We start from the raw sequence: 12,768 nt of genomic DNA on the forward strand, positions 1-12,768 counted from the left end.
ATCCCATCGGCGTGGCCTGGTCGGCGGATGAAGCGTTCCGCTTCATTCGCCCTACACCAGCGATTGGCCATGGCGCGAGACAGTTGCTCCTACAGTGTGTCGAGCGGCTCCGTAGGGTGGAAAACCGCGAAGCGTTTTCCACCATGGCCATCTGTTACCCCATCCCGTAACAGACCTGCCCCAGATTGAGGCATCGGGAAACGCACGGCGCCCCCGAATGCCCCGTCAAAACCCCGCCAATAACCCGAAATCCAGTAATCACGCGGCCTGCAGGAATGCAGGCGCAAATATTGCTTGATAGTTCGGTTCGATTGCTCCTGCCTTTGCACGATTCTCGTGCCCCGTCAAGATCGCCAGCCACCCCTTCCGGCCCTTCTATAATTTGTTGTCGCATTGAAGAAATAACGGCTTCAGGGCTGCCGCTAGAATGCCGCCACCCCGGTTGGCGCGTTCCACCAGAGACTCGCTACAGCCATGCGCAGATGATCCACCCCTCCATTTGCACGGACAGCCAGGGCCGATTCCTTTCTCCGCAATCGAAGTCACATCCTCGAAGGAGCTGATGATGAAGAAGTTCGTACTTCTCGGCGCGCTGGCCATGTCCGCGCTCTCCCTGGTCGCCCATGCCGACGACAAGCCGGTGCGCATCGGCATCGAAGCGGGTTACCCGCCGTTCTCCTTCAAGACCCCGGAAGGCCAGCTGGCCGGCTTCGACGTGGATATCGGCAACGCGCTGTGCGAGGAAATGAAGGTCAAGTGCCAGTGGGTCGAGCAGGAGTTCGACGGCCTGATCCCGGCGCTGAAGGTGCGCAAGATCGACGCCATCCTGTCGTCCATGACCATCACTCCGGAGCGCCAGAAGTCGGTCGACTTCACCAACAAGTACTACCACACCCCGGCGCGCTTCGTGATGAAGGAAGGCGCGGCCATGAACGACCCGACCGTCGACCTGAAGGGCAAGAAGGTCGGCGTGCTGCGCGCCAGCGTGCATGACCGCTACGCCACCGACGTGCTGGCCCCGGCCGGGGTCGAGGTGGTGCGCTACGGCTCGCAGCAGGAAGCCAACATGGACCTGGTCTCCGGCCGCATCGACGCGACCATGGCCGACTCGGTCAACCTCGACGATGGCTTCCTCAAGACCGACGCCGGCAAGGGCTATGCCTTCGTGGGCCCGGAATACAACGATCCGAAATACTTCGGCGGCGGCGCCGGCATCGCCGTGCGCAAGGGCGATAAGGCCCTGGTCGAGAAATTCAACGCCGCCATCGCCGCGGTACGCGCCAACGGCAAGTACAAGCAGGTCCAGGACAAGTACTTCGATTTCGACGTCTACGGCGGGAACTGATCCCATCCACGGAAGTGGCACAAACCAGGGTAAGCTCCCGAAGTTTGTGCCACTTTTTATTTGCGCACGATAACGGCTGGGTTGCCGGCACTGCGCCGCGGCGGCGGGCGGTTTGACGAGGTATTGAACGATGTTCACAGGCTACGGGGCGACCATCCTCGACGGGGCATGGCTGACGTTGTCACTGGCGTTGCTGTCGATGCTGCTGGCGATCGTGCTCGGTCTGCTTGGCGCGGCTTTCCGCCTGTCGCCGGTGCGATGGCTGGCCTGGTGCGGCGACCTGTACGCCACGGTGATCCGCGGCGTGCCCGACCTGGTGCTGATCCTGCTGATCTTCTACGGCGGCCAGGCGATCGTTAACTGGCTCGCGCCCATGGTCGGCTACGACGACTATATCGACCTCAATCCGTTCGTTTCCGGCGTCGGCACCCTCGGCTTCATCTTCGGCGCCTACCTCTCGGAAACCTTCCGCGGCGCCTTCATGGCGATCCCGAAAGGGCAGGGCGAGGCCGGCTTCGCCTACGGCATGAGCGGCCTGCAGGTGTTCTTCCGCATCCAGGTGCCGCAGATGATCCGCCTGGCGATTCCCGGCTTCACCAACAACTGGCTGGTGCTGGTCAAGGCCACCGCGCTGATTTCCGTGGTCGGCCTGCAGGACATGATGTTCAAGGCCAAGCAGGCCTCGGACGCCACCCGCGAGCCGTTCACCTACTACCTCGCCGTCGCGGCGCTGTACCTGGTGGTGACCAGCGTCTCGCTGCTGCTGTTGCGCATGCTGGAACGCCGCTATTCGGTCGGCGTGAAAGTCGCGGATCTGTAAGGAGCCTATCGTGATTCTCGACTTCTCGGTCATCTGGGACAGCATCCCGCTCTACATCAGCGGCCTCTGGGTCACCATCAAGCTGCTGGCGATCTCGCTGTTCTTCGGCCTGCTGGCGGCGATTCCGCTGGCGCTGATGCGCGTGTCCAAGCAGCCGCTGGTCAACCTGCCGGCCTGGTTCTACACCTATGTGATCCGCGGCACGCCGATGCTGGTGCAGCTGTTCCTCATCTATTACGGCCTCGCCCAGTTCGCAGCGGTGCGCGAGAGCGTGCTGTGGCCGTGGCTGTCCAATGCCACCTTCTGCGCCTGTGCGGCCTTCGCCATCAACACCAGCGCCTACACCGCGGAAATTCTCGCCGGCAGCCTGAAGGCCACGCCCCATGGGGAGATCGAGGCGGCCAAGGCGATGGGCATGTCGCGGCTGAAGATGTACCGGCGCATCCTGCTGCCCTCGGCGCTGCGCCGCGCGCTGCCGCAGTACAGCAACGAAGTGATCATGATGCTGCAGACCACCAGCCTGGCCTCCATCGTCACTCTGGTCGACATCACCGGAGCGGCGCGTACCGTCTATTCGCAGTACTACATGCCGTTCGAGGCGTTCATCACCGCCGGCCTGTTCTACCTGGTCCTGACCTTCACCCTGGTGCGCCTGTTCAAGATGGCCGAGCGCCGCTACCTGGCCTACCTGGCCCCGCGCAAGCACTGAGGAGCACAGCATGGAACGAATCGATCATCCGCTGCCCTGGGGCAGCCTTGGCAGCGAGCGCCGGCTGAGCGTGTTCCGCTTCGGTGCCGGCGAGCGCAAGGTCTACATCCAGTCCAGCCTGCATGCCGACGAACTGCCGGGCATGCGCACCGCCTGGGAACTCAAGCAGCGCCTGGCGCAGCTGGAAGCCGCCGGGCAGCTGAAATGCCGCGTCGAACTGGTACCGGTGGCCAACCCCATCGGCCTCGGCCAGATCCTCCAGGCCAGCCATCTCGGCCGCTTCGAGATGGGCAGCGGGAAGAACTTCAACCGCGATTTCGTCGAGCTGAGCGAGCTGGTCGGCAAGCGCATTGGCGAACAGCTGGGCGCGGACGAACAGGCCAACGTCGCGCTGATCCGCAAGACCATGGTCGAGGCGCTGGAGCAGCTGCCGCCAGCCGATTCCGAGCTGCAGGCCATGCAGCGTCTGCTGCTGCGCCATGCCTGCGACGCCGAGGTGGTGCTCGACCTGCACTGCGATTTCGACGCGGCGATCCACCTCTATGCGATCCCGCAACACTGGCCGCGCTGGAAATCCCTGGCGGCGCGACTGAAGGCCGGCGTCGTGCTGCTCGCCGAGGATTCCGGCGGCAGCTCCTTCGACGAGTCCTGCTCGCTGCCCTGGCTGCGCCTGGCGCGCGCCTTCCCGCAGGCGGCGATTCCGCTGGCCTGCCTGGCGACCACCGTGGAGCTGGGCGGCGTCGGCGATACCCGCGTCGAGCAGGCCCGGGCCAATGCCGAAGCCATCCTCGGCTTCCTCGCCGAGCAGGGCCTGATCGCCGGCGACTGGCCGGCCGCGCCCGCCGAATGCTGCGAAGGCATGCCGTTCGAGGGCACCGAATACCTGTACGCGCCGCACGCCGGCGTGGTCAGCTTCCATCGCAACGCGGGCGAGTGGGTGGAGAAGGGCGACGCCCTGTTCGAAGTGGTCGACCCGCTGAACGACCGTGTCAGCGTCGTGCGTGCCGGCACCTCCGGCGTGCTCTTCGCCATCGAGCGCGCGCGCTACGCCCATCCCGGTGGGTGGATGGCCAAGGTCGCGGGGCGCGAGGCGTTCCGCACCGGCAAGCTGATCAACGACTGAATCCGAGAACCGACAGCATGTACAAACTGGAAGTCCAAGACCTGCACAAGCGCTACGGCAACCACGAAGTGCTGAAGGGCGTATCCCTGGCCGCCAGGGCCGGCGACGTGATCAGCATCATCGGCTCGTCCGGTTCGGGCAAGAGCACCTTCCTGCGCTGCATCAACCTGCTGGAGCAGCCCCACGCCGGCAAGATCCTCCTCAACGGCGAGGAACTGAAGCTGGTGCCGGCGAAGAACGGCGGGCTGAAGGCGGCCGACAGCAAGCAGCTGCAGCGCATGCGCTCACGCCTGTCGATGGTGTTCCAGCACTTCAACCTGTGGTCGCACATGAGCGCCCTGGAGAACGTCATCGAGGCGCCTGTGCATGTGCTCGGCGTGTCGAAGAAGGAAGCCATCGAGAAGGCCGAGCACTACCTGGCGAAGGTCGGCGTGGCGCACCGCAAGGACGCCTATCCGGCGCATATGAGTGGCGGCGAGCAGCAGCGCGTGGCCATCGCCCGCGCGCTGGCGGTGGAGCCGGAAGTGATGCTGTTCGACGAACCGACCTCGGCGCTCGACCCGGAGCTGGTCGGCGAAGTGCTCAAGGTCATGCAGGACCTGGCCCAGGAAGGCCGCACCATGGTGGTGGTCACCCACGAGATGGGCTTCGCCCGCGAGGTGTCCAACCAACTGGTGTTCCTGCACAAGGGGCTGGTGGAAGAGCGCGGCTGCCCGAAGGAAGTGCTCGCCAATCCGAGCTCGGAACGCCTCAAGCAGTTCCTTTCCGGCAGCTTGAAGTAAGCTAACGCATTCAGAAGAGGTCGATGGAACGTCCAGCATGACAGCCCAACGCATCGGTTTCCTGCTCTGGCCGCAGACTCGCGCGCTGACCCTGGCGCTCGCCGAGGAGGCCCTGCGGGTGGCCCGCCGGCTGCATCCCGAGGCGCTCTACGATCCGGTCTTCATGCTCGCCGAAGATCCCGCCGGCAGTGACGGCTGGCGCCTGCCGGGGCAACCCTGGCAGGGCCTGCTGGAGCAGTGCCAGCGGGTGTTCCTGGTGGCCGACGAGGCTGCCGCCCAGGTCGCGCCGCCGCTGGCCGCCGCGCTGAAGCAACTCGTGCGCGGCGGTTCCAGCCTCGGTGCGCTGTCCGCCGGCATCTACCCGCTGGCCCAGCTCGGCCTGCTCGACGGCTACCGCGCCGCGGTGCACTGGCGCTGGCAGGACGACTTCACCGAGCGCTATCCCAAGGTCATCGCCACCAACCACCTGTTCGAATGGGACCGCGACCGCCTCAGCGCCTGCGGCGGCATGGCGGTGCTCGACCTGCTGCTCGCCGTGCTGGCCCGCGACCACGGTTCGGAACTGGCCGGCGCGGTGTCCGAGGAACTGGTGGTCGAGCGCATCCGCGAAGGCTCCGAACGCCAGCGCATCCCGCTGAAGAACCGCCTCGGCTCCAGCCACCCGAAGCTCACCCAGGCGGTGCTGCTGATGGAGGCGAACATCGAGGAGCCGCTGACCACCGACGAGATCGCCCAGCATGTCTGCGTCTCCCGTCGCCAGCTGGAGCGCATCTTCAAGCAGTACCTGAACCGCGTGCCCAGCCAGTACTACCTGGAACTGCGCCTGAACCGCGCGCGGCAGATGCTGATGCAGACCAGCAAGTCGATCATCCAGATCGGCCTGTCCTGCGGCTTCTCCAGCGGCCCGCACTTCTCCAGCGCCTACCGCAACTTCTTCGGCGTGACCCCGCGCGAGGATCGCAACCAGCGGCGCGGGCAGGGTGCCGCGGATGCGGCGCCGGTGGTCAGCGAGCGGGGCTGAGGAGCCCTGCGCCGCTCTTGTTCGCGGGCATGGCCCGCTTCTGCAGGGTGCGCGGCCTCATCCTGCGTAGGGTGGATGAGGCTTTTTTCATCCACCATTGCGGGGCCGCATGCGCGGCCATGGTGGATCGGTGGAGCGTACGGTTCCGCCCATCCGCGGACACTCCCAAGAAATTTCCTTCTCCCCATGCCCCCGCCTGCGCCCCGGCGTTTAAACTGCGCCTTCCCGAAGCTTTCTGTCGCATTTCCGTAAGCCTCGGAAATCCGCGGGTTGGCGCTATAACAAGTTGTCGCATGGCGGCAATGCCGGCCCGGTTCCAGTCCCTACAATCCTTTCATCGATAGCCGCCTCCAGGCAGGAGAACCCCGATGTCCGCTCCGCAAGCGCAGGTCCAACGTTCCGACTTCGACCAGGTCATGGTCCCCAACTATTCCCCGGCCGCTTTCATTCCGGTGCGTGGTCAGGGTTCGCGAGTCTGGGACCAGAGCGGCCGAGAGCTGATCGACTTCGCCGGCGGCATCGCAGTGAACTCCCTGGGCCATGCGCATCCGGCGCTGGTCGAGGCGCTCACCGAGCAGGCCAACAAGATCTGGCACGTCTCCAACGTCTTCACCAACGAGCCGGCCCTGCGCCTCGCTAAAAAGCTGATCGACGCCACCTTCGCCGAGCGCGTGTTCTTCGCCAACTCCGGCGCCGAGGCCAACGAGGCCGCGCTGAAGCTGGCGCGCCGCTACGCCCATGACGTCCATGGTCCGGAGAAGTACGAGATCATCTCGATGGTCGACAGCTTCCACGGCCGCACCCTGTTCACCGTCAACGTCGGCGGCCAGGCCAAGTACTCCGATGGCTTCGGCCCGAAAGTGCAGGGCATCACCCACATTCCGTTCAACGACCTGGACGCGCTGAAGGCGGCCATTTCCGACAAGACCTGCGCCGTGATCATCGAGCCGGTGCAGGGCGAGAGCGGCGTGCTGCCGGCGGACAAGGCCTACCTGGAAGGCGTGCGCAAGCTCTGCGACGAGAACGACGCGCTGCTGATCTTCGACGAAGTGCAGAGCGGCTTCGGCCGGACCGGCTACCTGTATGCCTACCAGCACTACGGCGTGACCCCGGACATCCTCTCCAGCGCCAAGAGCCTGGGCGGCGGTTTCCCGATCGGCGCCATGCTGACCACGGCGAAGATCGCCGAGCACCTGGTGGTCGGCACCCACGGCACCACCTACGGCGGCAACCCGCTGGCCTGCGCGGTGTCCGGCGCGGCGTTCGACGTGATCAACACCCCGGAAGTGCTCGCCGGCGTCAAGGAAAAGCATGAGCGCTTCAAGGCGCGCCTGCAGAAGATCGCCGCCGAATACGGCATCTTCTCCGAGGTTCGCGGCATGGGGCTGCTGATCGGCGCGGTGCTGTCCGATGCCTGGAAGGGCAAGGCCAAGGACGTGCTGAACGCCGCCGAGAAGGAAGCCGTGATGGTCCTGCAGGCCGGCCCGAACGTGGTGCGCTTCGCCCCGAGCCTGGTGATCCCGGATGCCGACATCGACGAAGGCCTGGATCGCCTCGAGCGCGCGATCGCCACGCTGACCCGCGGCTAAGCTGAAAACAGCCCGGCGGTTTTCAAGACCGCCGGTTTTTCCGGCCGGTACGCTGTCCGGCCGGTCCCCCGAGATTTTTACATGCGGTGACGCAGGACGCGTCGTGTCCGGAATTCAAGGACGGTATTCGATGATATGTCTGGTTAGAGGAGTGACGCCATGCTGGTGATGCGCCCCGCCCAAGTGGCCGACCTGCAGGAAGTGCAGCGTCTCGCCGCGGACAGCCCGGTCGGCGTCACGTCGCTGCCGGATGACGCGGAAGTGCTGAAGGAGAAGATCGTCGCGTCGGAGGCATCCTTCGCCGCCGAAGTGAGCTTCAACGGCGAGGAAAGCTATTTCTTCGTCGTCGAGGACACCGACAGCGGCCGTCTGGTGGGCTGCTCGGCGATCGTCGCCTCGGCCGGCTTCTCCGAGCCGTTCTACAGCTTCCGCAACGAGACCTTCGTGCATGCCTCGCGCGAGCTGAAGATCCACAACAAGATCCACGTCCTCTCGCTGTGCCACGACCTCACCGGCACCAGCCTGCTGACCAGCTTCTACGTCGAGCGCGGCCTGGTGAACACGCCGATCGCCGAGCTCAACTCCCGCGGCCGCCTGCTGTTCGTGGCCAGCCATCCGGAACGCTTCGCCGACGCGGTGGTGGTGGAGATCGTCGGCTACAGCGACGAGCATGGCGAGTCGCCGTTCTGGGATGCGGTCGGGCGCAACTTCTTCGACCTCAACTACAGCGAGGCCGAGAAGCTCTCCGGACTGAAGAGCCGCACCTTCCTCGCCGAGCTGATGCCGCACTACCCGATCTACGTGCCGCTGCTGCCGGACGAGGCGCAGGAGTCCATGGGCCAGGTCCACCCACGCGCGCAGATCACCTTCGACATCCTGATGCGCGAAGGCTTCGAGACCGACAACTACATCGACATCTTCGATGGCGGCCCGACCCTGCACGCGCGCACCTCGGGCATCCGCTCCATCGCCCAGAGCCGCCTGGTGCCGGCACGCATCGGCGACGCCGGGAAGGGCGCCCGCAGCTACCTGGTGACCAACGGCCAGTTGCAGGACTTCCGCGCCATCGTCGCCGAACTCGACTGGGTGCCGGGGAAGCCGGTGACCCTGAATCCTGAATCCGCCGAGGCCCTGGGCATCGGCGAAGGCGCCAGCGTGCGCCTGGTCGCGGTCTGAGGGAGTCCAGCATGATCGTTCGTCCTGTCACCAGCGCCGACCTTCCTGCCCTGCTGGACCTGGCCCGCAGCACCGGCACCGGCCTGACCACCCTGCCGGCCAACGAACAGCGCCTGGCGCATCGGGTCGGCTGGGCGGAGAAGACCTTCCGCGGCGAAGCCGAACGCGCCGACGCCGACTACCTGTTCGTCCTCGAAGACGATGACGGCAAGGTGGTGGGGATTTCCGCCATCGCCGGCGCCGTCGGCCTGCGCGAGCCCTGGTACAACTACCGCGTCGGCCTGGTGGTCAGCGCCTCCCAGGAACTCGGCATCCATCGCGAGATCCCGACGCTGTTCCTCGCCAACGACCTCACCGGCCAGTCCGAACTGTGTTCGCTGTTCCTGCATGCCGACCACCGCAGCGGACTCAACGGCCGGCTGCTGTCCAAGGCGCGCATGCTGTTCATCGCCGAATTCCGCGAGCTGTTCGGCGACAAGGTGATCGCCGAGATGCGCGGCATGTCCGACGAGGAAGGCCGCTCGCCGTTCTGGGAAAGCCTCGGCCGGCACTTCTTCAAGATGGAATTCAGCCAGGCGGACTACCTCACCGGCGTCGGCAACAAGGCCTTCATCGCCGAGCTGATGCCGAAGTTCCCGCTCTACACCTGCTTCCTCTCCGAGGAGGCGCGGGCGGTGATCGGCCGGGTGCACCCGAACACCGAACCGGCCCTGGCGATGCTCAAGGCCGAGGGCTTCAGCTACCAGGGCTACGTCGACATCTTCGACGCCGGCCCGGCCATCGAGGCGCCGACCGACAAGATCCGCGCCATCGCCGACAGCGAGACGCTGGTGCTGGCGATCGGCACGCCGGGCGACGACGCCGAGCCCTACCTGATCCACAACCGCAAGCGCGAGGAGTGTCGCATCGCAGCGGCACCGGCGCGGGTCGCCGCCGGTTCGCTGGTGGTCGATGCGCAGACCGCCAAGCGCCTGCGCCTGGCCGCCGGCGCCTCGGTGCGCGCGGTCGCCCTGTCGGCAAAACGCAGCTGATCCGTAACGGGATCAGGGGAGCCTAGAAGATGACGAGTTTGTATATCGCCGGCCAATGGCTGGCTGGCGAGGGCGAGGAATTCGAATCGCTCGATCCGGTGAGCCAGGCCCGCGTCTGGAGCGGCCGCGCCGCTTCGCCGGCCCAGGTGGAGCGCGCCGTGGCTGCCGCCCGCGCCGCCTTCCCGGCCTGGGCGCGGCGTCCGCTGGAAGAGCGCATCGCCGTGTTGGAGAAATTCGCCGCCACCCTCAAGGGCAAGGCCGACGAGCTGGCCCGCGCCATCGGCGAGGAAACCGGCAAGCCGCTGTGGGAAGCCGCCACCGAAGTGACCAGCATGGTCAACAAGGTCGCCATCTCGGTGCAGGCCCATCGCGAGCGCACCGGCGAGAAGAGCGGCCCGCTGGCCGACGCCACCGCCGTGCTGCGGCACAAGCCGCATGGCGTGGTCGCGGTGTTCGGCCCGTACAACTTCCCCGGCCACCTGCCCAACGGCCATATCGTTCCGGCGCTGCTGGCCGGCAACGCGGTGATCTTCAAGCCCAGCGAGCTGACCCCGAAGGTCGCCGAGCTGACCGTGCAGTGCTGGGCCGAGGCCGGGCTGCCGGCCGGCGTGCTCAACCTGGTGCAGGGCGCCCGCGACACCGGCGTCGCCCTGGCCGGCCATGCCGATATCGACGGCCTGTTCTTCACCGGCTCCAGCCGCACCGGCAACCTGCTGCACAGCCAGTTCGGCGGTCAGCCGCAGAAGATCCTCGCGCTGGAGATGGGCGGCAACAATCCGCTGATCGTCGACCAGGTGCAGGACGTCGACGCCGCCGTCTACACCATCATCCAGTCCGCCTTCATTTCCGCCGGCCAGCGCTGCACCTGCGCACGCCGCCTGCTGGTTCCCGCAGGTGCCTGGGGCGATGCGCTGCTGGCGCGCCTGGTGGCGGTGACCGCGACCATCAAGGTCGGTCGCTTCGACGAGCAGCCGGCGCCGTTCATGGGCTCGGTGATCTCGCTGAACGCCGCCGCGCACCTGATGAAGGCCCAGGAACAACTGCTGGACAAGGGCGCCGTGGCGCTGCTGCCGATGACCCAGCCGCTGGCCGGCGCCGCCCTGCTGACCCCGGGCATCCTCGATGTGACCAACGTCGCCGAGCGTCCCGACGAGGAATTCTTCGGCCCGCTGCTGCAGGTGATCCGCTACGCCGACTTCGACGCCGCCGTGCGCGAGGCCAACGCCACCCAGTACGGCCTGGCCGCCGGACTGCTGTCGGATTCGCGGCAGCGCTTCGAGGACTTCCTGATCGAGAGCCGCGCCGGCATCGTCAACTGGAACAAGCAGCTCACCGGCGCCGCCAGCAGTGCGCCGTTCGGCGGCATCGGCGCCTCCGGCAACCATCGCCCGAGCGCCTATTACGCCGCCGATTACTGCGCCTATCCGGTGGCCTCGCTGGAAAGCGAATCCCTCAGCCTGCCCGCCACTCTGTCCCCGGGGATCAGCCTATGAACGCCTATGAAATGAATTTCGACGGTCTGGTCGGCCCGACCCACAACTACGGCGGCCTGTCCTACGGCAACGTCGCTTCGCAGAGCAACAGCCAGGCGGCGTCCAACCCGCGCGAGGCAGCCAGGCAGGGCCTGGCGAAGATGAAGGCGCTGATGGAGATGGGCTTCAAGCAGGGCGTGCTGGCCCCGCAGGAGCGTCCCGCCGTCGCCTCGCTGCGCGCGCTGGGCTTCACCGGCAGCGACGCCGAGGTGATCGCGAAAGCGGCGAAGGAGGCCATGCCGCTGCTCGCCGCGGTCAGCTCCGCATCCTCCATGTGGACCGCCAACGCCGCCACCGTCAGTCCCAGCGCGGATACCGCCGACGGCCGCGTGCACTTCACCGCGGCCAACCTGAACTGCAAGTTCCACCGCTCCATCGAGCATCCGGTCACCAGCCGCATCCTCGGTGCGATGTTCAGGGACGAGAAGCACTTCGCCCACCACGCCGCGCTGCCGGCGGTGGCGCAGTTCGGCGACGAGGGCGCGGCCAACCACACGCGCTTCTGCAGGAGCTACGGCGAGGCCGGCGTGGAATTCTTCGTCTTCGGCCGCAGCGCCTTCGATGCGCGCTTCCCGGCGCCGCAGCGCTACCCGGCGCGGCAGACCCTGGAAGCCTGCCAGGCGGTGGCCCGTCTGCACGGCCTGGGCGAGGAGGGCGTGGTCTACGCCCAGCAGAATCCGGCGGTGATCGACCAGGGCGTGTTCCACAACGACGTGATTTCCGTGGGCAACGGCGAAGTGCTGTTCCACCACGAGGACGCCTTCCTCAACACCGAGCACGTGCTCGCCGAGCTGCACGACAAGCTCAGCCGCCGCGGCGGGCGCTTCCGCGCCGTCTGTGTGCCGCGCGCGCAGGTCACGGTGGAGGATGCGGTGAAGTCCTACCTGTTCAACAGCCAGCTGCTCAGCCGCGCCGACGGTTCGATGCTGCTGGTGGTCCCGGAGGAGTGCCGGCAGAACGAGCGGGTGTGGACCTACCTGTCGCGCCTGACCGCCGAGGACGGGCCGATCCGCGAGGTGAAGGTGTTCGACCTCAAGCAGAGCATGCAGAACGGCGGTGGCCCGGCCTGCCTGCGCCTGCGCGTGGCGCTGAATGACACCGAGCTGGCGGCGGTGAATCCCGGCGTGGTGATGACCCCGGCGCTGCACGACACCCTGGTCGCCTGGGTCGACAAGCACTACCGCGACCGTCTGTCCGAGGCCGACCTGGCCGACCCCCAGCTGCTGGTGGAGTGCCGGACGGCGTTGGACGAGCTGAGCCGGATCCTTAAACTGGGTTCCGTTTATCCCTTCCAGATCGATTGAGTATCCCGCCATGACCGAAAGCCTTCCGCTGATCCTCGAAGACGCCCACGGCGAACGCCGTGAAACCCATAGCGCGCGCATCGCCATCCGCCTGGAGGGCCGCGAGCTCTGGCTGGAGGCGGACGGCAGGGGTGGCCTGCTGGTGTACGTCGAGTCCTTCGAGGAGGACACCGAGATTCCGGTCCTGGTGGTCCGTCCGCAGGCGGTCAACCAGCTCCTGCTGAACCTGGAGCTGGAACCCGCCGAAGTGCACGAACATGGTCCAGACTGTGGTTGTGACCACGACCACTGAACGCTGTAGCCGCGGCCGATGCGGACCGCGCGGCCCGATGGAGA

The 12,768-nt window shown here is 66.6% G+C and carries 12 protein-coding genes; all 12 read left to right on the top strand.

Going from position 1 to position 12,768, the window contains the following annotated elements:
* The first annotated feature begins 565 nt into the window (after nt 1-565).
* The 12 genes from BLR75_RS00550 to BLR75_RS00605 all read left to right on the top strand — a co-directional run bounded on the left by BLR75_RS00550 (nt 566) and on the right by BLR75_RS00605 (nt 12,724).
* Complete coding sequence (locus BLR75_RS00550) at nt 566-1,345, top strand: ABC transporter substrate-binding protein (RefSeq protein ID WP_084313124.1); 780 nt, start codon at nt 566-568, stop codon at nt 1,343-1,345.
* Nucleotides 1,346-1,475: 130 nt separating this feature from the next.
* Nucleotides 1,476-2,165 carry an ABC transporter permease gene (locus BLR75_RS00555; RefSeq protein WP_084313125.1) on the top strand — a complete coding sequence of 230 codons (690 nt, stop codon included), beginning with the start codon at nt 1,476-1,478 and terminating at the stop codon, nt 2,163-2,165.
* 10 nt (nt 2,166-2,175) lie between these two features.
* Entirely contained in the window at nt 2,176-2,874 is a 699-nt protein-coding gene (locus BLR75_RS00560; protein WP_084313126.1) for an ABC transporter permease, read from the top strand.
* A 10-nt stretch (nt 2,875-2,884) separates the two neighbouring features.
* On the top strand, nt 2,885-3,997 hold the full coding sequence (locus BLR75_RS00565; RefSeq protein ID WP_084313127.1) for a succinylglutamate desuccinylase/aspartoacylase family protein: 1,113 nt from the start codon (nt 2,885-2,887) through the stop codon (nt 3,995-3,997).
* Nucleotides 3,998-4,014: 17 nt separating this feature from the next.
* The gene (gene aotP, locus BLR75_RS00570) at nt 4,015-4,779 is read left to right on the top strand and encodes an arginine/ornithine transport ATP-binding protein AotP (RefSeq protein WP_084313128.1); all 765 of its coding nucleotides are present in this window, start codon (nt 4,015-4,017) and stop codon (nt 4,777-4,779) included.
* 37 nt (nt 4,780-4,816) lie between these two features.
* Nucleotides 4,817-5,800: a transcriptional regulator ArgR gene (gene argR / locus BLR75_RS00575; protein ID WP_084313129.1), complete on the top strand. Its 984-nt coding sequence runs from the start codon at nt 4,817-4,819 to the stop codon at nt 5,798-5,800.
* 368 nt (nt 5,801-6,168) lie between these two features.
* Nucleotides 6,169-7,389: an aspartate aminotransferase family protein gene (locus BLR75_RS00580; protein WP_084313130.1), complete on the top strand. Its 1,221-nt coding sequence runs from the start codon at nt 6,169-6,171 to the stop codon at nt 7,387-7,389.
* A 159-nt stretch (nt 7,390-7,548) separates the two neighbouring features.
* A complete protein-coding gene (gene aruF / locus BLR75_RS00585; RefSeq protein ID WP_084313131.1) occupies nt 7,549-8,565 on the top strand; it encodes an arginine/ornithine succinyltransferase subunit alpha in 1,017 nt (338 codons plus the stop codon).
* Nucleotides 8,566-8,576: 11 nt separating this feature from the next.
* A complete protein-coding gene (gene astA / locus BLR75_RS00590; RefSeq protein ID WP_084313132.1) occupies nt 8,577-9,596 on the top strand; it encodes an arginine N-succinyltransferase in 1,020 nt (339 codons plus the stop codon).
* Nucleotides 9,597-9,625: 29 nt separating this feature from the next.
* A complete protein-coding gene (gene astD / locus BLR75_RS00595; protein ID WP_084313133.1) occupies nt 9,626-11,089 on the top strand; it encodes a succinylglutamate-semialdehyde dehydrogenase in 1,464 nt (487 codons plus the stop codon).
* On the top strand, nt 11,086-12,432 hold the full coding sequence (gene astB, locus BLR75_RS00600; protein WP_084313134.1) for an N-succinylarginine dihydrolase: 1,347 nt from the start codon (nt 11,086-11,088) through the stop codon (nt 12,430-12,432). The genes astD and astB overlap by 4 nt, the downstream gene beginning before the upstream one ends.
* A gap of 10 nt (nt 12,433-12,442) precedes the next feature.
* Nucleotides 12,443-12,724: a GTPase gene (locus tag BLR75_RS00605; RefSeq protein ID WP_084313135.1), complete on the top strand. Its 282-nt coding sequence runs from the start codon at nt 12,443-12,445 to the stop codon at nt 12,722-12,724.
* Nucleotides 12,725-12,768: the final 44 nt, after the last annotated feature.

Source organism: Pseudomonas jinjuensis (assembly GCF_900103845.1).
GTDB classification, from domain to species: Bacteria; Pseudomonadota; Gammaproteobacteria; order Pseudomonadales; family Pseudomonadaceae; genus Pseudomonas; species Pseudomonas jinjuensis.